The 23,429-nt window shown below is 59.4% G+C and carries 15 protein-coding genes and 3 pseudogenes; 10 read left to right on the top strand and 8 right to left on the bottom strand.

The window, feature by feature from the left end:
• Positions 1 to 15: 15 nt before the first annotated feature.
• The 4 genes from HMPREF2581_RS12670 to HMPREF2581_RS12655 all read right to left on the bottom strand — a co-directional run bounded on the left by HMPREF2581_RS12670 (position 16) and on the right by HMPREF2581_RS12655 (position 5,069).
• Positions 16 to 1,440: a DUF1329 domain-containing protein gene (locus HMPREF2581_RS12670; protein ID WP_003089182.1), complete on the bottom strand. Its 1,425-nt coding sequence runs from the start codon at positions 1,438 to 1,440 to the stop codon at positions 16 to 18.
• A 554-nt stretch (positions 1,441 to 1,994) separates the two neighbouring features.
• Positions 1,995 to 2,642 (bottom strand): hypothetical protein, encoded by a 648-nt coding sequence (locus tag HMPREF2581_RS12665; protein ID WP_015648784.1) that lies wholly within the window; start codon positions 2,640 to 2,642, stop codon positions 1,995 to 1,997.
• Positions 2,643 to 2,752: 110 nt separating this feature from the next.
• A complete protein-coding gene (locus tag HMPREF2581_RS12660; protein ID WP_023111226.1) occupies positions 2,753 to 4,120 on the bottom strand; it encodes an NAD(P)/FAD-dependent oxidoreductase in 1,368 nt (455 codons plus the stop codon).
• A 61-nt stretch (positions 4,121 to 4,181) separates the two neighbouring features.
• Entirely contained in the window at positions 4,182 to 5,069 is an 888-nt protein-coding gene (locus HMPREF2581_RS12655) for a phytanoyl-CoA dioxygenase family protein (protein ID WP_023089827.1), read from the bottom strand.
• 448 nt (positions 5,070 to 5,517) lie between these two features.
• Here HMPREF2581_RS12655 and HMPREF2581_RS12650 point away from each other — a divergent pair, with 448 nt between their 5' ends.
• The 6 genes from HMPREF2581_RS12650 to tnpC all read left to right on the top strand — a co-directional run bounded on the left by HMPREF2581_RS12650 (position 5,518) and on the right by tnpC (position 13,767).
• Entirely contained in the window at positions 5,518 to 6,099 is a 582-nt protein-coding gene (locus HMPREF2581_RS12650; protein WP_003089176.1) for a TetR/AcrR family transcriptional regulator, read from the top strand.
• 367 nt (positions 6,100 to 6,466) lie between these two features.
• Complete coding sequence (locus HMPREF2581_RS12645) at positions 6,467 to 7,993, top strand: flavin-containing monooxygenase (protein WP_016253449.1); 1,527 nt, start codon at positions 6,467 to 6,469, stop codon at positions 7,991 to 7,993.
• A complete protein-coding gene (locus HMPREF2581_RS12640) occupies positions 7,990 to 8,865 on the top strand; it encodes an alpha/beta fold hydrolase (RefSeq protein WP_003089172.1) in 876 nt (291 codons plus the stop codon). The genes HMPREF2581_RS12645 and HMPREF2581_RS12640 overlap by 4 nt, the downstream gene beginning before the upstream one ends.
• Positions 8,866 to 9,099: 234 nt before the next feature.
• A complete protein-coding gene (locus HMPREF2581_RS12635) occupies positions 9,100 to 10,260 on the top strand; it encodes an iron-containing alcohol dehydrogenase (protein WP_023111227.1) in 1,161 nt (386 codons plus the stop codon).
• A gap of 127 nt (positions 10,261 to 10,387) precedes the next feature.
• Complete coding sequence (locus HMPREF2581_RS12630) at positions 10,388 to 13,405, top strand: Tn3-like element ISPa42 family transposase (protein ID WP_003117278.1); 3,018 nt, start codon at positions 10,388 to 10,390, stop codon at positions 13,403 to 13,405.
• Positions 13,405 to 13,767, top strand: a complete 363-nt coding sequence (gene tnpC, locus HMPREF2581_RS12625) for a Tn3 family transposase post-transcriptional regulator TnpC (RefSeq protein ID WP_003117279.1) — start codon at positions 13,405 to 13,407, stop codon at positions 13,765 to 13,767. Before HMPREF2581_RS12630 ends, tnpC begins: the two co-directional genes overlap by 1 nt.
• 29 nt (positions 13,768 to 13,796) lie before the next feature.
• Here the strand turns inward: tnpC and HMPREF2581_RS12620 are convergent, their stop codons facing one another.
• On the bottom strand, positions 13,797 to 14,651 hold the full coding sequence (locus HMPREF2581_RS12620) for a sterol desaturase family protein (protein WP_023095634.1): 855 nt from the start codon (positions 14,649 to 14,651) through the stop codon (positions 13,797 to 13,799).
• Between the two features lie 73 nt (positions 14,652 to 14,724).
• Positions 14,725 to 15,459, bottom strand: coding sequence for a helix-turn-helix domain-containing protein (locus HMPREF2581_RS12615; RefSeq protein ID WP_003117280.1), 735 nt, complete (start codon positions 15,457 to 15,459; stop codon positions 14,725 to 14,727).
• Positions 15,460 to 16,165: 706 nt separating this feature from the next.
• Between HMPREF2581_RS12615 and HMPREF2581_RS12605 the strand changes: the two genes are divergently transcribed.
• The 4 genes and pseudogenes from HMPREF2581_RS12605 to HMPREF2581_RS33545 form a co-directional block, all read left to right on the top strand.
• Positions 16,166 to 17,428 carry a TolC family protein gene (locus HMPREF2581_RS12605; RefSeq protein WP_003139513.1) on the top strand — a complete coding sequence of 421 codons (1,263 nt, stop codon included), beginning with the start codon at positions 16,166 to 16,168 and terminating at the stop codon, positions 17,426 to 17,428.
• Positions 17,425 to 18,885 (top strand): efflux RND transporter periplasmic adaptor subunit, encoded by a 1,461-nt coding sequence (locus tag HMPREF2581_RS12600; RefSeq protein ID WP_003117282.1) that lies wholly within the window; start codon positions 17,425 to 17,427, stop codon positions 18,883 to 18,885. Before HMPREF2581_RS12605 ends, HMPREF2581_RS12600 begins: the two co-directional genes overlap by 4 nt.
• The gene (locus tag HMPREF2581_RS12595) at positions 18,882 to 22,031 is read left to right on the top strand and encodes an efflux RND transporter permease subunit (protein WP_003117283.1); all 3,150 of its coding nucleotides are present in this window, start codon (positions 18,882 to 18,884) and stop codon (positions 22,029 to 22,031) included. Before HMPREF2581_RS12600 ends, HMPREF2581_RS12595 begins: the two co-directional genes overlap by 4 nt.
• Positions 22,032 to 22,176: 145 nt before the next feature.
• Positions 22,177 to 22,314: pseudogene (locus tag HMPREF2581_RS33545) on the top strand (co-regulatory protein PtrA N-terminal domain-containing protein); the annotation flags it as partial.
• 5 nt (positions 22,315 to 22,319) lie between these two features.
• On the opposite strand, the pseudogene HMPREF2581_RS12590 reads toward HMPREF2581_RS33545, so the two are convergent.
• Together HMPREF2581_RS12590 and HMPREF2581_RS32025 are read right to left on the bottom strand one after the other, a co-directional pair.
• A pseudogene (locus HMPREF2581_RS12590) lies at positions 22,320 to 23,063 on the bottom strand (OprD family outer membrane porin); the annotation flags it as partial.
• A gap of 157 nt (positions 23,064 to 23,220) precedes the next feature.
• Positions 23,221 to 23,394: pseudogene (locus HMPREF2581_RS32025) on the bottom strand (DUF2790 domain-containing protein); the annotation flags it as partial.
• Positions 23,395 to 23,429: the final 35 nt, after the last annotated feature.

Genomic DNA, 23,429 nt, shown 5'->3' with positions numbered 1-23,429 from the left:
TCGATCTGACGTCGGTTAGCGCTCGCTGATGGCTCGCAGATTGTCGGAGGTGAAGAAGTCACGCTTCAGGCGGGGGGAGCCGTTGTCTTCGGTGAGCCAGCGAATATCGTTCTTGCCCGCACCGATCGAGGTCATGTCGAAGAGGTAGCGGCCATCCGCCAGGTTGTACTGGACCTGGGCCTGGACGTCGCAGGCGCCTGTCTCGTACACGGGAATCGAGAACCCTTCGCGCACTTTCCAGATCTGCCCTTGCTTGTCGTAGTCCACCGCCAGCAACGGGTTCCAACTGTCCTCGTCGATGTAGAACATGCGCTTCGGCGCCTGATGGCGCATGCCTTGACGGACATTGGCCTCGACGACCCAGACCCGATGCAGCTCATAGCGACGCGACTGCGGCGCGATCGAGTCGTTGCCGGCAAACGTCTCCACCTTGGCGCCAGTGTCGTAGGCACCGAAATCGTTGTAAGGCACCAGCAACTCCTGCTTGCCGATCAGCTTCCAGTCGAAACGGTCCATGGTGCCGAAGAAGACGTTCGCCTCGTCGACGGTGTACTGGTTATCCAGGCCGATCTGTGGCGCATCGTAGGAGTACGACGGCATTCGCCGCACGCGGCGCTGGCCGGGGAAGTAGTAGAAGGTCGTGGCCTGTTCGCCGGCCACGGCAGTCTGTACCGCGGACTGGCCGGCCAGAGCAGCCGGCTCGAGGTAGTTGAAGAAGGTCGCATTCTCCAGGCGGCCAACTGACGAGAAGAGCGCACTCCCCTTTTTCCCCCAGGGCGTGAAGAAGAAGGTATCTGTCGACTGACGTAACCATTCCCCCCCTTTGCGTGGAGAAATTCCGGAAATGGTCCGGGGAATTTCGACGCCAACGCCGCGGTAGCGCATCTTCATGTTCCACATCACCTCGGCACCGGTACTCGGCATGGGGAACGGGATGCCCGGAACGTGAGCCTCGTCCAGAGCGAGGCCGGCAGCATCGAGCTTGGCGAAACCAACGTTCTGCCGGGTGTTCTCGACCACGAAGTCCGGAGCGCTACAGGTCCGACGGGTCGGATACACATCCATGCGATAGCCGGGAATCCTCTTGAACAACTCGACCTGTCCGGGGGACAGCTTGCTCGAGTGTTGCGCGAGATTGTTCGCGTCGATGCTGTAGAGCGGCTTGTCGCCCTTGAACTTCCAGTGCTCTCCTCGCACCTGGCCGTAGCTCCATCCCTCGTCCTGCTGTCCAGGCTGCGTCCAGGCAGGAATATCCCCGCTTGCACTCGCTGCGATCTCCCCGCCCAAGGGGGTCAGTTTCGACCCCAGCGCCTCGGGGCCCTGGGGCGCAGCCTGGACCGAACAGAGCACGGTCGATACCGCGAGGGTCATGAACAACTGCTGCTGGAAAACACGACGGGTGGGCGCTTCACCTTCCAGCCGTTCAGTTACATCTTTCATTGGATGGCTCCTCACACAGGGCATGGACCGGTTGCTCGACCTCCCAAGGGGAAGAAGTCGGCTCCTGTCGATAATGATCATTTGACCTGATCAATTGACCATGTCGGACGATCATGAGGCAAACCATATGCCAGTTCTCTTTCATGTTTTTTTAATTGTTATAAATCAGGCGGTTATGGAAAAAGTTCTGTTCCAGGCCCAGTGCCCTGTGCACCACCTTGGGAAGTAAAGAAACATGTGTTACCTGGAGATGCTTGGTAACAGGGCACAAGAGAGCTTGAGGGGAACTTTCGTAGATATCGGCTCGAGCATTTTCAATTGTCGTTTCGCCTCGAGTCAGAGGGAGCGATCGGATATGACCGGTCATGAATCGAGCAACTTTATCCGACAATGCCCGCTCCGCGGCGGAGCGGGACTATAACGGATGTAATGCCTGCAAAAAAAACCGCCCCGAAGGGCGGTAAAAGGCAGGGCCAGGGCCTGCCATGGAGTTACAGCAGAACAGTTCTGCCAGGTTGTCGGATCAGAAAGAAAAACTTGTCGCGCCGTATTGTTTAGCGTGGACGAGGAAACGCTTGGCCGTATACCTTGTTCGAACGCTCCAGCGCACCATAGGCATAGTACAACTGCACCATGGAATAGGACCAAGCCAGGAAGGCCATGGTCATGAAGACCATCTTCGTGTCGTCTCCCGGAATCGGGAAGAAGTCATACCTGAGCGCTACTACCAGGCCCGCCAGCCCGCCAACGATGGTGGCCAGAGTATGGAGGGCTTCGCCTGCACGGGCCAGTTGCAAGGTGAAGTAGCAAAGATACAAGGTATAGGCTGACCACATGAATACATAGAAATAAGGGAGGAATCCCTCGATGATTCCAGACAGGAAATAGACGCCGGTAGCGGCAAAGCCAGCTACAAAAATGAGGATGTCCTTGGCGGGCGACGGTTTGTAATCGTGGGTAACTGCCATTAGCCCGAGCGTAGCGATAACTGGCACTCCCACCCCTCGCGAAAAGGCGTCGAGAAAGATCGCGATGTTGTAGTTGGCTTGCCAGCCGGTGGCTATGAATGTAGTGAAGTTCGATGCCGAGATACCTACGATCAAGAACTCCAGACCAAGCAAATAGTTTTTCCGCCTGATGAATGCAGCGCCATAAAACAATCCGGAAATCACCAGGAGAATACATGAGAGCAGAGCGAACAAGTCTCTCGGTTCCACGTTAACTGCTCCTTCAGATAGAGTTGTATCGATGCCTTGTGTCTAATCGGTGCAAGGGAGTACGGGCATATCCCCATTAACTCCCCGCATCGTTATCAGCCGTTCAAGGCTTTGTCTTTGCGCACTTTCTTGTCGGTCCATGCATCCAGTAGCCTGGCGGCCGCAAAGGCCGTCTTTATGGCGCACCATTGAAGTGGCTCGGGTAGCATGGATGGCGTCTTGTGTTCCAGCGCCGCTAGCAGCGGAGGCTCTCCACCGCCGATTCGCTCGGCGAAAAGCGCGCCCATGAGCGATTGAGTGGCAAGGCCATGCCCTGAACATCCCGCCGTATAGAAGATGTTCTGCCTGGCCCCTGTCACTCCGACCACGGGGAGGAAGTCGTAGGCCCCGCTGATATACCCGCTCCAGCAATGCCGAATGGCAAGGCCCTGCAAGGAAGGAAAACGCTCGCGCAATACTCGCGACAACGCGGCGTAGGCGGCGTGGTCCGGAATATTGGGTGTCTTCGAGCCGTAGGCATAACCCAATTGCTTCACGGTCAGCAGCAGGGTGTCATGGGCCGTCAGGCGATGACTTTCCATGGTGTAGTGCGGCGTAATGAGGCCTTCACGCTCTTGCCAACCCAGGGACGCCAGTTGCTCCGCCGATAGTGGCTGGGTTTCGATTGCCGAAACCCGGATCGGTGCAACCTTGTTGCGTAGCACTCCCAGCTGAGGCGTGTAGGCGTTGGTCGCCAGAACCATTACAGGGGCGGTGGCGATACCCTGGGCCGTATTGCAGGTAATCACCTGTCCTTCACAGTAGGAAAGCACCGGCGTGCGTTCGTACAATTTCACGCCAGCCTTGATTGCCGCACGACGCAGGCCGTTGACGTACTTTCCCGGATTCAAGGTGCCGCCACGCTGCTCGCTGCCAAACAGGAATGCGGGCGGTATGCCTCGCGCGCGCATCTCGGCGCTATCCACGAAGCGAGTGACAGAGCCCAGCGCGTGGCCAAGCTCCATGTTCGCTCGCAGTCGCTTTTCCTGGCTGGGATGGACGGCGGCCCGGATGATTCCCGAGGGCGTGTAATCGCAATCGATGTCCAGCGCAGCCAAACGCTCTTCCACATAAGTGACGGCCTCGTCATAGAAACCGACGAACTTACGTGCCTGCTCAAGCCCCACTCGCTTGACGAAAACCTCGCATTCTATGCCCATGCTGCCGAGCAGATAGCCGGCATTGCGCCCGCTGGCCCCGAAGCCTGCGAACTGCTGTTCCAGAACGATGACGTTCGCTCCACGCGCCCTTAGTTCCAGCGCCGTTGACAGGCCGGCGAACCCGGCGCCGACCACGACTACGTCTGCGTGCTCGTGGCCTGTCAGCGCCGGCTGCAGGTCGTCTGGCTGCTCCACCCATCCGCCAAGGCTGCGGAATGTCATGGGTTCGGCATTGTTGCGTGCCGCTCCGTTGAAGGCATTCATTCACATCACTCCCGGGTTGCCGGACGTTGTTCCTCTCATGGGCCGATCCATGGCAGTGCCGCTAGAACCCCTTCCCTGCCTCGGAAAAGGAGGGCATGCCCAGCAGCTCTTGCGGGTCACGCATCTGACCATCGATCTCCACCCATCCCAGTAGCGTGGAACTGGCACTCCACCCCAGCAGACGCTGCATTTGCGCGGGGAGTTGCCGAACGCGCTCGACGGGTATGGAAAGGAAGTGGTTTTCTTCCAGGCGCAGGAAGGCCAGGTCGTAGGCCATGGTCAGGCCTGTGCGAGGAGCGTCGGATCTGTTGGCGCCACCGCCGTGATATACCGATCCCAACCAGAGAAGCGCAGTGCCTGCCTTCATTTCCGCGCCGATGGTTTCTTCCTGGGTGGGCATACGTTCGTCATCCCATTGATGACTGCCAGGAATGACCCGCGTCGCGCCGTTCTCTTCGGTGAAGTCGGTAATCGCCAGCATGAGCTGCAAGCGAGCCTCGCGACCATACTGCGGATGCCGCCAGAGCGAAGTGGCATCGTCGCGATGCAGGGGTTGAAGACCTTGTCCAGGCCCGATCTGTATGGCCTGGGTCATGCTCAGTTGGATATCGGGCGTGATCTCGACCCGATCGTTCCCTACCCAGACATGGGTGGGAGTCTGCAATACCTGCTTTGCCGTCTCGAGGAACAGGGGGTTCAGTGCCACTTCCACGGCGGAGTCGCTTTTCGCCAGGATCCGCGCGGTACGTCGAGTCTGGGTGCCGGCGAAGTAAGGGTCCATGCCGCAGGGGGTAACGCCCAGATAGCTGTCCAGGTCCTCGGTAAGAGACTTCAAGGTTTCTTCCGAGACGAAGTTGCAAATAGCGACAGCGCCATCACGCCTGATGATTTCCACTACCTGCTCGATCGGGGTGTCGCAGCTGACTGTCGTCAATCTTCGCGTACTCATCTGATGCCTACCTGTGTGGTGTTGTCATTGTTCTGCAGGGCCTCCGCAATCAGCCTCAGCCCATGAGCGTTCACTCTCATGCGGTCAGACCGCCCTCTCCTTGCGCCTGGCGCGGAAAGGAGGTTTGATCATACGACATGATCACGTGATCAAGTCAAACGATTAATAATTCTGCGTGGCATCTCGGCGCTCAGGAAAGGCCTGCCGAATCAAGATGCGGCTCTACGCGGGTTCGCGCTGGCGATAGCGGATTGCCCAGGCTCGATCCTGTTCCGCTTCGGCTACGCATCGCCTGCGGTCGGAGCGAAACATCTGGAGAGACAAAGGGTCGCTGCCTTGGTCTTCAGGCGTGTCGACTCATGGATTGGAGAACGGCCATGCGTTAGCATTCGTTCCGGTCGACAGCGGACCAGTCGCCTGGCGGCAACACCGAAGAAGGAGAAGCTGAATGGCTCGAGTGGGCGCCGAAGTGCGCAGGCAAGACTTTATTGAGGCCGCCGTGAAGGTGATCGCGGAATATGGTGTGGCGAACGCCACTACCCGTCGCATCGCGGCCGCGGCGAATTCTCCATTGGCCTCCCTGCACTATGTCTTCCACACCAAGGACGAATTGTTCGACGCGGTCTATGAATCCCTGATAGACACGCCACAGCAGTCCTTGCTGCACGTTACGGCGGGAGCCACGGCGGCAGACTCGGTAGCAGAGATATTGCGCCAGTTGGTCGGGTGGTTCACCACGCATCCGCAACTGGCGACTACCCAGTTCGAGCTGTTTTTCTGGAATCTGCGTAACAACCCCGCGATGGCGAGCAAGATCTACACCGACTCCATCGAAGCGACGAAGCAGGCCATCGAACAGGTCGCTGGCTCGGTGCTGGACCAAGAAGCGCTGGGCACTGTCAGTCGCTTGCTCATCAACCTGTTCGATGGCTTGCTTCTCGCCTGGTCCGCCCATGGTGACCAGGAGCGGCTGAATGCCGAGACCGAAGCCGCCTGCCAGGCTGTGAAGCTGTTGGTGGCCAGCTTCTGATCTTTTCGAAGGCGCATCTCTAGAGAGGGGCATGGTGACACGGTTCGCCGTGCCCCTGCTCTTCGGGCCTCTTGCCAGTGCAGGTGCGACGCCTCTTCTAGCTCTCCTCTCCCCGCCTCCAGCGGGGCTACCTCGCCCGGTCTCCTCCTCGTAGTCCTGCAAGCGGACTGTGCGCTTCTCGTCCATGGATCAGGCCTTCCGCCATGGCCTGGCGGGGAACAGGGTGCGGCACCTAGGTGCAAATAAACCCAAACCGATGGAAACCTGGTGCATTTCGCACCTTGTACCAGCAACTCGCTCGCGTCTATTCTGGTCAAACGATCAAGTCAAAAGATCAAGTCTCTATAACACAACAATAGGAGGCGACATGTCCTCTCACACTGCTCTTCCAATTGAGCCGCTCGATGTTCTGATCATAGGAGCCGGTGTGTCTGGCATCGGCGCTGCGGCTTACCTTCGACGTCACCAGCCGAACAAGGTGTTTGCGATTCTCGAGTCCCGGGAGCGGATGGGCGGCACCTGGGACCTGTTCCGCTATCCCGGCATACGCTCCGACTCGGACCTGTACACCTTCGGCTTCGACTTCAAGCCTTGGACCAAGGCGAAATCTCTGGCGGATGCCGCCGACATTCTCGAATACCTGCGAGAAGCCGTCGCTGAATACCAGTTGGACCCTTTCATCCAGTACCGGCAGAAAGTGGTCTCGGCGAATTGGCAGAGCGACAAAGGGCTGTGGGCAGTATGCGTCGAGGACGGCCACACGGCAGAAACCCGCACCATCGAATGCCGCTGGCTGTTCAGCGCAGGCGGTTACTACCGTTATGACCAAGGCTTCAGCCCACGCTTCGAGGGCGCGGAGCAGTTCAAGGGGCAAATCATCCACCCGCAACACTGGCCCGAGCGCTTGGACTATCGGGGCAAGCATGTGGTGGTCATCGGCAGCGGCGCAACGGCGGTGACGCTGATTCCCGCCATGGCCGACGAGGTCGCCAGCATCACCATGTTGCAGCGGACGCCCTCCTATATCGTCAACCAGCCCGCCAACGATTCCGTTGCCGCTTTTCTTCGCAAGATTCTGCCGGCGCAAACCGCCTACTCACTGACGCGCTACAAGAATGCCAAGATCACCCTGGTCTTCTGGCGATTCTGCCAGCGCTTCCCCGGGCTCGCCCGCAAGCTGCTCATATGGCTGACCCGTAGAGAATTACCGAAGGGCTATCCGGTCGACGTTCATTTCAACCCGCCCTACAAGCCCTGGGACCAACGCTTGTGCTCGGTTCCCGAAGGCGATCTTTTCAAGGCCATCAGTGCAGGTAAAGCCTCGGTCGTTACCGACCATATCGAGCGCTTTACCGAGTCCGGTGTCTTGCTCAAGTCCGGCACGGAACTGAAGGCCGATATCATCATCACGGCCACCGGTCTGAACGTGCAGTTGTTCGGCGGTATCGCCCTGCACAAGGATGGCGAGCCGGTAGTGTTGAGCCAGACGCTGGCGTACAAGGGCACGATGCTTTCCGGCGTACCCAACTTTGCCTTTGCGGTGGGCTATACCAACTCATCCTGGACGCTGAAAGTGTGCCTGCTGTGCGACCACTTCTGTCGCTTGCTGGGCTTCATGGACAGCCAGGGCCATAACGTCTGCGAGCCGAAGGCGCCGGATGGTGTCGAAACCCGTCCCCTGCTGGATTTCGGGGCCGGATATGTCCAGCGGGCATTGGATAGCATGCCGCGCCAGGGGCCTCGCGAGCCCTGGGTGATGTCGATGGATTACTTCCGTGACATCAAGCTTTTGCGCCGAGGGAAGGTCGCCGACGAATGCCTCCGGTTCAGCACGGTGCCTGACGCCTACCTGCACAGAAGCGTGGCGCTTCAGACTCAGGGCGGCGGGCGATGACTGCGGATCGGTTCTGCGAGCTACCGGGCAAGCGTAGCCTCTGCTATCGCAGCCACGGTCCGGAAACCGCGCCTGCGGTCATCCTCATCGTCGGCCTGGGGCTGCAATTGATCTATTGGCCTGAAGCGCTCATCGCCGGTCTGGTCGAGCGGGGCCTGCGCGTGATCACGCTGGACAACCGTGACTCGGGCAGGTCTTTCTTCACCGAGGTTACCCCGCCCACGACCCTGCAACAGTTCTTCCGTAAACCGACTGCGGGGTATGACCTGGGCGACATGGCCGACGATGTGATCGGCCTCATGGATGGCCTGCGCCTGGGTGCGGCGCACGTCGTAGGGATGTCGATGGGCGGCATGATCGCCCAGACACTTGCCGCTCGTTATCCGCAGCGAGTCATGAGCCTGGCGTCCATCTTCTCGACGACAGGATCGCTGCGAGTAGGCCAGCCAGCGTTCAAGACCATCTTGCAGCTTCTCCGGCGCCCTCCTCGGAACCAGCAGGAGAGCGTTCGCGACTATGTGGAGATCATGCGTTCCGTCGGTACGACGCTGGAATGGGACGAGCAGGCCCATCGCGACTACGCCATGCAAGCCTGGGAACGAGGCGGCGGGGAAGCGAGCAACCTCGGGATGGCGAGGCAGATCGGCGCCATCATCAACTCGGGCGACCGAACGCAGGAACTCCAGCGAATTCGTTGCAACACGCTGGTCATCCATGCTGAGAAAGACCTCATGGTCGCCACCAGCGGAGGCTTCGCCACGGCGGCGGCCATTCCCAGGGCACGCTTGGTGCTGTTGCCGGGAATGGGGCATGACTTCCCCGCCTGCCTGACAGGAACGCTGCTTTCCCTGCTCGCAGGCCAAATGCATTAGTACGGAACATCCCTTCAGGGGCGGGTGGGTGGGTGCCGCCCCTCTTTTTACACCTCGGGACTTGCATGGGGCTTTTCGAAGTTCGTGCTTATCCAGGCCCACATAAGACAAAAAGGTTCCCGGTTGATTCTCGACCGCAGAGCCATGCATCACACGCCGGAGCCGTTGGTTCGCCCTGCGCGTGAATTCCTCCACTGCCGTTCAACAACGACAAAAATCGAGCAAGAGGTACGTATGGAATTCAAGTTCTTACTCCCCGCCAAAGTCGTGATGGGACCCGACCTGCGTGAGCGCACCGGCGAATACCTGCGGGAACTCGGCATGGCGCATGTGCTGATCGTGACGGACGCCGGGGTAAAGGCCGCAGGCCTGTTGAATGGCGTGTATGCCAGCCTGAATGAGTGGGAGATCGCGTTCGACGAGATATCGGACGTCAAGGCAAACCCTCGCAGCGAAGACATCAACCAGGCGGCGCAGCTGTATCGCGGCAAAGGTATCCAAGGCCTGCTGGCCATCGGCGGCGGCAGCGCGATGGACGCGGCCAAGGCGATCAGCCTGCTGCTAACCCACGAGGGTCGGATCGAAGACTACGAGGGCTCTTTCACCCTCAGGCACGCCATCCCGCCTATCGTCGCCATCCCGACCACCGCCGGAACCGGCAGCGAAGTGACCTGTTTCTCGGTGATCACCGATACCGCCCGGCATTTCAAGATGAGCGTCCAGGATTACCGGGTGGGCCCCGTTCTGGCATTGCTCGACTCCCGCATTCTCGACACGCTGCCTGCATCGATTGCCGCCGCAACCGGCATGGATGCCCTCACCCACGCCATCGAAGCCTACACCTGCCGCGTGTCGAACCCGATCAGCGACGGGCTGGCGCTGCATGCCATCCGCCTGATCAGCCAATACCTCAGGCCCGCCGTACTGGAGCCGGACAACCTGCATGCACGCGAGCAAATGCTGGTGGCCAGCCTGATCGCCGGCATGGCCTTCGGTAACGCGGACGTCGGCAGCGTGCACTGCATTTCCGAAGCCATCGGTGGCATGTACGACACGCCACACGGCGTGGGCAACGCGATCTTCCTGCCCTTCGTGTTCGGCCATAACCGCGACGCCGACATCACCCGCCACGCGCAGGTCGCCTATGCACTGGGTATCGACCCCAACCTCTCGCCGGCCGAGGCCGCCGAGGCCGCCGTTGGCTACCTGTTCCAGATGAGCAAGGACCTGGGCATCCCCCGCTTCGCCGAGGTGAAAGGCGTGCGCGAGGAAGACTTCCTGAGCATCGCCGAAAAGTCGAAGAAGAATTTCTCCGACGGCAGCAATGCCAAGCAAATGACGGTGGAAACCTACCGTGAAATCGTCGCCGCCGCTTACGGGGTCATGCCGAGATAAAGGAAAATTAGGACATAGTGGTTCTATCCTATTGATATAAATAGAATTTCACTTGGCCTGTTTGTCCCGCCTGCCTCATGCCCGGAAGCGTCTATGCTGATCTATTTGCATGCATAGGGGCTGAGCGATGGCGGCTTTGGAGAGAACGGCATATCCACGACTAGCAACTACCCTCAGTGCGAAGGACTTACACCGCAACTATTCGCTTTCCTCAGGAGAGCTTGACTGGATTTCCAGGACAGCTCGTAGCCCAGCCCTTTCCCTTGGGCTGGCAGTCCAGCTCAAGGTATTCCAAGAGCTCCATTACTTTCCTCCCCTAGACGAGATACCTCCAGAAATCACTGACCACATCAGGAATACACTCGGTTTTGGCCCTCGTATCACTTCCCGCTATACCAACTCGCGTACTTTTTATAGGCATCAGGCGGCCATTCGTGAGTACCTCCAGATCAAGGCTTTCTATGGTAGTGAAGCGCTCACCATAGCTCTCCACCTTGCGCACGAATCTGCCGAGGTACTCGACCAGCGGGCGGATATCATCAATGTGCTGATCGGCGAGTTGCTGCAGCGCAGCTACGAACTCCCAGCCTATTCCACCCTCAATGACGCTGCTGAGGATGCCTTAGTTGCAATGCAGGAGCGGCTATTCAATCTCGTTGTGACCAGGGCGCCAATTGAGGTGGTCTACAAACTGAAAGAACTGCTCGAAACGGATTTCGGGCGACGCCAAAGTGACTTCAACGCCCTCAAGCAGGCACCCAAGAAGCCATCCCGCAAACACTTGGAAGTGCTGATAGATCACATGGCTTGGCTCGAGAGCTTTGGGAATCTAGATGCCATTTTTGATGGAATCGTCGATACCAAAATCCGCCACTTCGCTGCCCAAGCTGCGGCGTCGGACGTCGCCGAGCTTAAGGACTGTTCGCTGCCGAAGCGTTACACGCTGATGCTTGCCTTGATCTATCGGATGCGCGTGCGGACTCGGGATCACCTAGCCGAGATGTTCATCCGGCGAATCTCTACGATTCACAAACGTGCCAAGGAAGAACTAGAGCAAATCCAAGCACGGCAACGTCAGAAGCTGGAGCAGCTGGCGGCCACCCTGGACGGTGTGGTGCAGATTTTGGTTCAGGAACCGGATGACCAAGAGGCAGGTAGCCTGATTCGGGAATACCTCTCCCCCGACGGCAACCTGGAACGGTTACGCGAAACCTGTGCCGAAGTCCAGGCTACCGGCGGTAATAACTACCTGCCGTTGATCTGGAAGCATTTCAGGTCCCATCGCTCGCTGTTGTTCCGTCTCAGCCACCTTCTCCAACTGGAGCCCACGACTCAGGATCGGTCGCTGGTTCAGGCACTTCAACTGATACAGGACAGCGAGAATTTGCACCGCGTGTGGATCGACGAGCACGTCGACTTGTCGTTTGCGTCGGAGCGCTGGGTCAAGGTCGTTCGTCGTCCTGCCAGTGAGGGGCCACCGACCAACCGGCGCTATCTGGAAGTTTGCGTATTCTCCTACCTGGCCAACGAACTGCGATCCGGTGACATGTGCGTACAAGGGTCGGAATCCTTCGCCGACTATCGCAAGCAGTTGCTACCCTGGGACGAATGTCTCCAGCGACTACCAGCCTACTGCGAAAAGATGGAACTGCCTGGCACGGCGAAGGAATTTGTTACCTCCCTCAAGACCCAGTTGGAGGAAACCGCGCAGCAACTGGATGACAAATTCCCCTCTTGCCGAGGGGACGTATCGATCAACGAAGCCGGCGAACCGGTATTGCGCCGAGTGACGGCGCGCGACATCCCGCCATCGGCCATCTCGCTACAGACGGCCCTCATGCAACGCATGCCGGCCAGGCACGTACTCGACATCATGGCCAACATCGAGCACTGGATTCAGTTCACTCGACATTTCGGGCCGATGTCCGGCAACGAGCCAAAGCTCAAAGAACCTGCCGAGCGCTACCTGATGACGATCTTCGCCATGGGTTGCAACCTCGGCCCCAGCCAGGCCGCGCGGCATCTGGCCGGTAATGTCACCCCCCACATGCTTTCCTATACCAATCGCCGTCACCTCTCGCTGGAGAAACTGGACAAGGCTAACCGCGAGCTGGTGGAGCTCTACCTGCAGCTCGATCTGCCCAAACTCTGGGGCGATGGCAAGGCGGTGGCTGCGGACGGCACCCAGTTCGACTTCTATGACGACAACCTGCTGGCCGGCTACCACTTCCGCTACCGCAAGATGGGAGCCGTTGCCTATCGGCATGTGGCCAACAACTACATCGCTGTATTCCAGCACTTCATCCCCCCGGGCATCTGGGAGGCAATTTATGTAATCGAGGGGCTGCTCAAGGCCGATCTCAGCGTCGAAGCTGATACGGTGTATTCCGATACCCAGGGCCAGTCGGCCACGGTGTTCGCCTTCACTCATCTGCTTGGTATCAACCTGATGCCACGCATCCGCAATTGGCGCGACCTGGTGATGTGCCGGCCGGATCGCGGCGCTGCGTATAAGCATATCAACCGCCTGTTCACCGACACCGCCGACTGGCACCTGATTGAAACCCATTGGCAGGATTTGATGCAGGTCGCGCTATCGATCCAGGCGGGCAAAATCTCCTCGCCTATGTTGCTGCGAAAACTCGGTTCCTACAGCCGGCGTAACAAGCTCTACCACGCGGCACAGGCACTGGGCAGCGTGATCCGTACGATCTTCCTGCTCACCTGGATCGGCAGTCGCGAGTTGCGCCAGGAGGTTACCGCGAACACCAACAAGATCGAGTCCTACAACGGATTCTCCAAGTGGTTGTCCTTCGGTGGCGACGTGATCGCCGAGAACGATCCGGACGAGCAACAGAAGCGACTGCGCTACAACGACATGGTGGCCTCGTCGGTGATCCTGCAGAACACTGTGGACATGATGCGGATCCTGCAGAAATTGGCCCGCGAGGGCTGGCAGTTCACCGATGAAGATGTGTCCTTCCTCAGCCCCTACTTGACCAGCAACGTCAAGCGTTTCGGCGAGTTCAACCTCAAGCTCAACCGGCCGCCGGAGCCCTGGATCAAAGACTCGGTGTTCCAGCAGGCAGCCGGGTCCATCCGCACTGGCAAGCTCGGTACTGCGGAAACCGAGGAGATGACCTGATGAACATTCCTCCTGCGTCATTTCGCGTCACGCCCTACGGCGAGGTAGATGCCGAGGCGCTGGAGCGTTTGCATGACGACTACGACACCATCCAGTTGCTGCGTCTAGTCGATGGGCTGGATCTGCTGCTGAAGGAAATGAACAACATCGGCGGCCTCAGGGATGGCCTCCTGCGGGTACATGCCATGGCGAAAACGGTGCTCGATGGTGCGGCACTATCGGTGTCTGTGACGGAAGGCGGCAGTATCTGGGAGGAAGCCGAGTCGCTTGATGAGGATCTGGTGGAACTGGGCAATTGGCTGGCCAGTGTCAGAGTTCAACTGAAACCCTTGATCGAACTCATGCCGGTCGATCCTCATTAACCAGCTAGTCGCCAGCGACACCGAGCAAGCTACTGACTTCTGAACGGCTCGACAATCTGACCCACATAGCCTGTTGGATAGTCCCGGTCACGCAGTCCTACTTCGGCGCTGCTGGGCTTGCTTGCGCTGTCATAGAAGGTTCCAAGCAGTTGATCCCACACCAGCAAGAACTCACCAAAATTGACCTGCGCATCCTCGAAGTCGCGTTTGTGATGCCAGCGGTGTGTTTCTGCAACGCCGATGACGCGCCGTAGCCAGCCCAACGAGTAGTCCAGATTTGAGTGCTGGAAGGCCAAATGTACCGTCAGGATGCCGAACCAGGTGGCCACGAGTGCAGAAGGAGTGCCCATCGCAAAGAGCACGAGCAGCCCAGGCCCTGCCATGATGGCGGCATGCAACGGGTGCCGGCGCTCGCCGTTCATCCAGTAGAGCCGCTCAGCGCTATGATGTGGCTCATGCAAGCGCCACAGCCATGGAACCTGATGGCTGAAGCGGTGCATGGCGTACAAGCTAAGGTCCAGCACGGCGGCGACAATGACTAGCTGAGCCCACAGCGGTAACTCTGTTGGGAAGACACGGAACTCTGCGGGCACCCAATCGCCCAGCCGGGCCAGCACGGTCGCCGTAATCTGGATCACGGACAGGTTCACGACCATATGGATGATATCAGTAAGGGTATCCTGGTGGTCCTCCAACCAGTCGTCACGGAACGGCTGCACGCGTTCCAGCAGCGCCACCAGCAGAATCCCTAGGGCGGCAATGATCGGCGTGCTGGGCCAATACGGAATACCCGTGTAGAGCAACCAGATCATCCAAGCTGCGGCCCCGCCAAAGATTGTTGGGTAGCTGAGCCAGCGGATCATGAACCTGAGTGAATTGCCCATCGTGAAGCCCTCCCTGAGATGACTCCACTTTGTGCCAATCACCTGTGATGGCGCTTGAACAGAAAAGCTGAATTCAGCCTTTCAGACTGACATGACCCAAGGCAGATGAGGGGTCGAGGCCAAACAGGTCGCGGAAGGTGCGGGAAAAGTGGGCAGCGTCAGCGAAGCCGGCAGCGTGGGCGGCCGCAGTCAGGTTGGCGCCGCTGGCGATATGCTGGAGCGCTATGACCAGGCGATTCCATTTCCGGTAGCTGCGCAGCGGCAGACCGGTCTGTTCGACGAACCAATGTGAGAATCGGGTAGGCGACAGATGAACGCGCTTGGCCAACGCCTGCCTGCCATTAATCGGCTCTTTTAACGCAGCGAGGACCGACTGCAGTCGCGGATCGGAGGCCGGCGGAGTCGTAAGGTTGAGAACAAGGCGCACCATTTCCCGAATTTGCTGGGCTGACGGATCGGAGCTGCTCAGCAATTTTCGCAGCGATGCTGTATCGCCCATCTGAATCGGAGTGATGCCCTCCCCGATGTTATCGGGAAGTGCTCGCGCCTCATCGGACAGCGCGTCGAGGTAGATCGACAACACTTCGTCAGCTTCGATCTGATGGGCCACCCCTGCCCTGATGCAGATGGCCCTTGCCGTCACCGACGAGGATGTACACTTCACAGTCAAGCTGCCGTTCAAGCTGACGGTAATTTGATGCGCCATGTGGCTATGCCAATCTTGGCTACCCGCCTGCCCCAGAAAAATGCCCAGCCCGGGTGAAATCCAGGCTCTGCCATGCCAGCCGATACCCTGCGTTGCGTTCATTCAGCGGCACCTCAGGGTTCCACATCCCGCTGCATTTTGTGCACTAATGAGCTTTATAGCTAATTGTGGAGTGATTATAGAATCCTCTTTGGCCTGAACTCTATCGCTTGCTCGATTGAAATCTCACCCGCTACAAAATCAGCTCGCCCTGTGAGACTAGACACTCTATTTGATCCAAATCAACGAAGTGCTGTTATCGTCAAAAGGAGCATTCATGGCTCGGGGGCAATCTGCTATCGTCGGCCTATTGCCCCGACTGGTGAATTGCTGTGCGTCGGATTGGATTGATCCTGCTAATGATTGCTAGCCTCGTGCTGCCGACCTTCGGCGGTGTGGCTTTCAGCATGCCGGCACAACCTTGCCCGATGCAGAGCGCCGATCATCAGGGCCATGCAATGGCCGATGCTCCGTGCTGCGAGCAAATGGACAAGTCTGATGGGGTGGCCAAGAAGTCCCCTTGCAAACCCGGCCAGGAATGCAAGACCGGAGGACTTCTCCAGACCACCGTGATCAAGAGCATATCCCCTCTCCCCTCACGCCCCGAGATATTGCTGACCCAGTCGGTGATTAAGCGAGAGCCCGCAGGACTCTGGCGCCCTCCTCGTTTCGTCTAATGCAGTGATCATCCCGCGCCTTACAGTCAGGCGCATCGTCGCGGTCACGTTTCGTAGTCGCGACTTCGATCAATCGCATTGGAGGCGAAAGCATGTCCGCTTTCCTTTTTCCACGCCGTGGCTTTCTCGGTGTGTTGGCTGCCGCATTCTGGGCAGCTCCCTGGCTTGCCGCGCAGGCGCAGCCCCTAACTTTCGAACGAGCCCAAGCTCTGGCCGAGCAGAGTGCCCCTGAGAACCTCGCGCGCCAGGCGCAGGTGGCATCGGCACAGCAGGCTGTCGAGCCCGCAGACGCCCTGCCCGATCCCAAGCTGATTCTAGGCATCGACAACCTGCCGATCGAAGGCCCTGACCGTTACACGCTTAATCGTGACTCCATGACCATGCGCCGCATTGGGTTCATGCAGGAAGTCCCCAACAGTGACAAGCGTCAGGCTCGGCGCCAGTTGGCCGAGGCTTCAGTAGGCCGAGCCGAGGCCGAGCAGCGTGCCATGCAGTTGGAGATCAAGCGCCAGACGGCAGTGAGCTGGCTGGATGTGTACTACGCCGAACGCAGTGTTGGCCTCTTCGATCAACTGGACCGTCAGATCGAGATGCTCCGCTCGACCGTGCAATCGCTGATTGCCGGCGGTAGTGCTCAGCCTGGCGAGCTGTTGCAGGCCGACCAGGAAGCTTTGGCGTTACAAGATCGGCGAGATGAACTGAATCGCGATGTGGCAGTAGCTCGTGCCAAGCTGCGCCGCTGGATAGGCAACGAGGCTGACCAGCCTTTGCAAGGAGGTGTTCCCAGTCTGAACCTGGTGGCACCGCACCTGCAGCAACGCATTGCCTCACACCCTGAGTTGCGCGCTGCCTCCGCCCGAGTCGGCGAGGCTAGCGCCGAGCTGAACGAGGCCATCGCCGAGAAGACCCCCGACTGGGGTGTTGAGTTTGCCTACAACAATCGCGACAACCAGTTCGGCGATATGGTGATGGTGCAATTTACCTTCGACCTGCCGTTGTTCGTAGGCACACGTCAGGGGCCCAAGATCAACGCCAGACAACAAAGCGTGTCGCAGATGGAAGCCGAGCAGGAAGCATTACTGCGCGCCCATCAGGCTGAGCTGGAAGGCGGTATTGCCGAGCTTGAGCAACTGCGCAGGACCTTGTCACGCACCGAAAAAACCTTGATCCCGCTTGCAAGCAAACGTGCCGATCTCGAACTGGCCGCCTACCAAGCCGGTAACAGCCAGCTCACATCCGTTATTACTGCCCAGCGCGACCTGATTGATGCGCAACTGCGGCAGATTGAACAGCAGCGCAAGTTGAGCCAGCTCTCCGCAAGCCTGTACTACGCCTATGTGGAGGGCCTGAAATGAAGATATCGACATTTGGTTTTGCGGTCGCCGTGCTGACCGTGGGCATTGGCGCGGCGGGCGGTGGCTACTGGCTGGCCCAGCGGCAAGCCAAACACGAGCTACTGCCTAGCTCCGCACCGACGGACGAGCGCAAGGTGCTCTATTGGTACGACCCGATGCAGCCTGAGCAGCGCTTCGATAAACCGGGCAAGTCACCTTTCATGGATATGGAGCTTGTCCCTAAATACGCAGGATCCGAGCAAGATCCGTCTGTCCTGAGCGTCCCCGCTCAAGCCGTGCAGAACCTCGGAATGCGAACCTCGACGGTGATCCGCGGTGTACTGCCCTCGGATATCGAGGTGGTCGGCTCCCTGGCCTATAACCAGCGAGAGGTAGCGAACCTCCAGGCCCGCGCTGGCGGATTCGTCGAGCGGGTTTACGGGCGTGCCCCTGGCGATGTACTGCCAGCTGGAACACCCCTGGTCGACCTGCTGATTCCCGAGTGGTCCGCCGCGCAGTTGGAGTTCCTCGCGGTACTGCGTACCGGTGACGCCCGCTTGATCACTGCGGCCCAAGAGCGCCTCCGCCTGCTCGGCATGCCACAAGCGTTGATAGAGCAGGTTCGCCGCAGCGGCAAACCGCGGGCAGTGCAAACCCTCACCACACCTATCAGCGGCGAGCTCCAAGCCTTGCAGGTACGCGCCGGGATGACCGTTGAAGCCGGGCAGGATCTGGCGTTGATCAACGGGCTGTCCAGTGTCTGGCTCGATGCGGCGATACCCGAGGCCATGGCCGGAAGTATCCAGGTCGGGGACGAGATCCGCGCCAACCTGACGGCCTTTCCTGATCGACCGCTGCTGGGCCGCGTCATAGCCTTGCTGCCGAGTGCCGATCCGCAAACGCGCACGCTCACGGTACGCAGCGAGCTACCCAACCCTGCCGGTAAGTTGCGCCCCGGCATGTTCGCCGCCGTACGCCTGAACAGTGCCGTCGAACAATCCACGCTTCTTGTGCCGAGTGAAGCCGTGATTCGCACCGGCAAGCGTGCATTGGTGATGCTGGCCGAAGGCGACGGACGCTACCGCCCCCAGGAAATCACCTTGGGCCGCGAGGCCGATGGGCGTCTGGAGGTGTTGTCCGGTCTCGAGGAAGGTCAGGCGGTCGTTACCTCCGGCCAGTTCCTCATCGATTCGGAAGCCAGCCTGCAGGGCATCCTGGCCGGCAATGCAGAACAGGACAGCACGGAGGGGCTGCATGTGTCTCACGGTGTGATTCGTGCTCTGGACGCGGAGTCAGTCACCCTGGAGCACGGGCCCTTCGAGAGCCTGAATATGCCAGGTATGACCATGGCTTTTCCATTGGTCAGCTCAGAAGTAGCTGTGGGACTTAAGCCAGGAGATCACGTACGTATCGGCGCCCGCCAGAAAAACTCCGGCCTGATGATCGAGCAGCTCAGCAAGGAAGGAGACCAGCCATGATCGCACGCCTGATCCACTGGTCTATCGGCAATCGCTTTCTGGTGCTGCTGGCGACCCTGTTCATCACCGCCCTGGGCATCTGGTCGCTGCGCAACACGCCGTTGGATGCACTGCCGGACCTATCTGACACCCAGGTCATCATCAGAACCAGCTTTCCCGGACAGGCACCGCAGATCGTCGAGAACCAGGTGACCTACCCACTGGCCACAACCATGCTCTCGGTACCGGGGGCGAAGACGGTGCGCGGCTACTCGTTCTTCGGCGACTCCTTCGTCTACGTGCTGTTCGAGGACGACACCGACCTCTACTGGGCGCGCTCGCGGGTGCTGGAGTACCTCAACCAGGCGCAGGAACGCCTGCCCGAGGGTGTTACCACCACCCTTGGGCCGGATGCCACCGGCGTGGGCTGGATCTACCAGTACGCCTTGGTCGACCGCAGCGGCCAGCATGATCTTGCCCAGCTGCGGGCACTGCAGGACTGGTTCCTCAAGTACGAACTCAAGAGCCTGCCCAACGTAGCCGAAGTGGCCACCCTCGGCGGCATGGTCAAGCAATACCAAGTGCTGCTCGATCCGCAGAAGCTGGTGGCTTATGGGGTAACTCAGCAGGAGGTCGAAGCGGCGCTGAAGAGCGCCAATCAGGAAACCGGCGGCGCCATCCTGGAGCTGGCAGAGCGCGAGTACATGGTGCGGGCTTCAGGCTATCTAGAGAGCCTGGCGGATTTCCGCAATGTGCCGCTGCGGGCTTCGGCCAGCGGAGTTCCGGTGCTGCTGGGTCAGGTGGCCACCATTCAGCTGGGGCCAGAGATGCGTCGTGGCATTGCCGAGCTGGATGGCCAGGGTGAAGTGGTAGGCGGCGTGGTCATCTTGCGCTCCGGAAAGAATGCCCGCGATGCCATCGCCGCGGTGAAGACCAAGCTGGACAGCCTGAAGGGCAGCTTGCCGGCCGGCGTCGAGGTGGTCACCACCTATGACCGTTCGCAATTGATCGACCGCGCCATCGATAACCTCAGCTACAAGCTGCTGGAAGAGTTCGCGGTGGTTGCCCTGGTTTGCCTGATCTTCCTCTGGCACCTGCGCTCGTCGCTGGTCGCGATCATCACCCTGCCCCTGGGCATCCTGATGGCCTTCATCGTCATGCGCTACCAGGGCGTCAATGCCAACATCATGTCGCTGGGCGGGATCGCAATCGCCATCGGCGCCATGGTCGATGCCGCCGTGGTGATGATCGAGAACGCGCACAAGCACATCGAGGCCTGGAAGGCTCGACACCCCGGTGAACCGCTTCAGGGCGAGGCGCACTGGCGGGTGATCGGCGAAGCTGCGGCCGAGGTCGGGCCGGCGCTGTTCTTCAGCCTTTTGATCATCACCCTGTCTTTCCTCCCGGTCTTCACCCTGGAGGCCCAGGAGGGTCGCCTGTTTGGCCCGCTGGCATTCACCAAGACCTATGCCATGGCTGCCGCTGCTGGCCTCTCGATCACCTTGGTACCGGTGCTGATGGGCTACTGGATTCGTGGGCATATCCCCAGCGAACAACAGAACCCCTTGAATCGTTGGCTGATCGGTGCATACCGGCCGGTGCTGGAGTGGGTGCTGGCTTGGCCTAAGGTGACCCTAGCGCTGGCCTTGCTAGTGTTTTTGTCCAGTCTCTGGCCCCTCAGCAGACTCGGAGGAGAGTTTCTGCCGCCGATGGACGAGGGCGACTTGTTGTACATGCCATCAGCCCTGCCCGGCTTGCCGGCCAGCAAGGCCACCCAGCTGCTGCAGCAAACCAACCGGATGATCCTCACGGTGCCCGAAGTGGCACGGGTATTCGGCAAGGCCGGGCGAGCAGAGACCGCCACCGATCCAGCACCGCTGGAAATGTTCGAGACCACGGTGCAGTTCAAACCACGCGATCAATGGCGCGCGGGGATGACACCCGAAAAGCTGATCGAGGAACTGGATCGCGCGGTAAAAGTTCCGGGGCTGTCCAATATCTGGGTGCCGCCCATCCGCAACCGCATCGACATGCTGGCGACGGGGATCAAGAGCCCCATTGGGGTGAAAGTGTCCGGAACCTCCTTGGTCGACATCGAGCGCATAACGCGCGATATCGAGGCCGTGGCCAAAGAGGTGCCTGGGGTGAGTTCGGCCTTGGCAGAACGCCTTACTGGCGGCCGTTACGTGGACATCCAGATCGATCGACTGGCCGCGGCGCGCTATGGCCTGAGCATCGCCGATGTGCAGGCGGTGGTATCGGGCGCCATCGGCGGCAGCAATATTGGTGAGACGGTTGAAGGACTGGCCCGCTTCCCGATCAACCTGCGCTATCCCAAGGAGTGGCGAGATAGTCCGCAGGCACTACGGCGTATGCCGATCCTCACGCAAGCCGGCCAGCAGATCACCTTGGGCACCGTCGCCCAGGTTAGTCTGACCGAAGGGCCACCAATGCTGCGCAGCGAGAACGGGCGTCTGTCCGGTTGGGTGTATGTCGATGTACGTGGGCGCGACCTGGCATCGACCGTGCGCGAGTTGCAGCAACGCGTCGCCGAGCGGGTACAACTCGACGCCGGCATGACCGTCTCCTACTCCGGTCAGTTCGAATTCCTCGAGCGCGCCAATGCGCGGCTGGCCTGGGTGGTGCCGGCGACTCTGTTGATTATCTTCGTGCTGCTCTACCTGACTTTCAGCCGCTTCGGCGAGGCCCTGCTGATCATGGCCACCCTGCCCTTTGCCCTGTCGGGCGGCATCTGGCTGCTCTACTGGTTCGGCTTCAACCTGTCGGTGGCCACCGGCGTGGGCTTCATCGCCCTGGCCGGCGTCTCGGCCGAGTTCGGGGTGATCATGCTGCTGTACCTGAAGAACGCCTGGCATGCGCGTGTGGATACCGGGCGCAGCGGTGATCCGGCCCTACTGGAGGCAATTCGTGAAGGCGCGGTGCTGCGTGTGCGGCCCAAGGTGATGACGGTGGCCGTGATCATCGCCGGCCTGTTGCCAATCCTCTGGGGCGGAGGTGCCGGATCTGAGGTGATGAAGCGCATCGCCGCGCCCATGGTCGGCGGCATGATTACCGCGCCGCTGATGTCCATGTTGGTTTTGCCGGCCGCGTACTGGCTGATGCGAAGGCAGCGTACACAGAAGGTTCGCGCACCGCAGGAGCTATAGCTTTACAAACCCGGGCAAGCCACGCGCCAAGCTGACTCGCCCGGGTAACGCGGCAGGAAGCATTACGGCGATGTAACTTTGACTTCATTTTTATGACAGGTTGAGCGGATATATTTTAATCACCACCTTGAAGGAGTGATTAAACATGAAAAGCCTCAAAGTTATTGCAGCCCTTGCCGCTATGGTTGTTTCCTCTGCCACTCTGGCAGAAGGCGGCGCTGATCGTGTTTATGGTCGGATGATTCAGGCCAATGAGCAGGCCATGCAAGAGTATGCTGCCGCTATCAGCGTGGTGCCCGCGTAATATTGATTCCAGGCATCCTTGAGGCGGCTGGTGTAGAGACTAAAGCCGACGTTGTCATTAAGCGTGTAATCACCACCGAAATAGGCGATCCATGGCGAGTCCACTTCGCCCGCGTAGAAGGTAGCGAAGCCGTCGCGCATGCTGCTGGTATTGGGTTGGCTCATCGAGTGGAGGCGACCGCCCTGAAGCGACAGTCCTTCCACGCTGCTGTTGACCACGGTGACACCTCGAAAACTCTCCGGTAAAAGCCGTGCATCACCGTATTGGACGACCGGGCTGACGGGAAAGACGTCGCCTGCCTTGATCTCGGTATCCATGAACCGAGCTTTCACCGCGCCACCCAGTTTGGAGTAGTTATCCTCAGCCTGCCCGAGGCTGTTGTAAGGCAGCACATCGACTGAGCCACCGGCTCCTGAACGGCCGTCGCCAGTGTCAAGTTTAAGTCCTAGCATGGCAAAGGCATCGACACCGAAGCCTATGGTGCCCTCGGTGAAGCCAGACTCGAATCGGCCTATCACGCCATGCGCCCACTCTTCCGAATAGCCATTACCCGAGCTGCTGGACTGGCCTTTGCGGAAGTCACGGTTGAAGTAGAGATTTCGATTGAGGATGGTCAGGCTGCTGCCTTCGATAAATCCCTCGCCTTTCTCGTCGGCGGCCATTGCAGCTTGCCCGGTACTGACGCTCAGAGTGAGCAGAGAAAGTCCTAACAGGGTTCTGTTATTCATAAATGCTCCTGATGTTATTGGCAGTTGTCATTGTGTGGTCGCATATATGTGCCAAGCGCGCCGGGCATAGCCAGGCACGCCTTGGTCATATTTCCACATGCCAAATAACGTCAGGGTGACTTGGAAATTACATTTCAGTCAGCGCGATGTCATTTATCTAGTTTTGATTACGGCAACCTGTCCCGGCTGCCCGGTATTCAAGAATATTCAGATCGCCATTGGAGTCCTCGTAGGTCATCTGGGCCGGCATCACACCGCAGCTAGAGTCCGTCGGGGTAGTGGCCACGACCCTGGCGATATCGAGTTTCATGCCGTAGCGGTAATGAATAACTAAGGATGCCTGGAATCAATATTACGCGGGCACCA

The organism is Pseudomonas sp. HMSC057H01 (assembly GCF_001836405.1).
In the GTDB taxonomy this organism is placed as follows: Bacteria; Pseudomonadota; Gammaproteobacteria; order Pseudomonadales; family Pseudomonadaceae; genus Pseudomonas; species Pseudomonas aeruginosa.
Note: the sequence above shows the minus strand (reverse complement) of the source record. Positions and strands in the feature narration are given on the sequence as shown.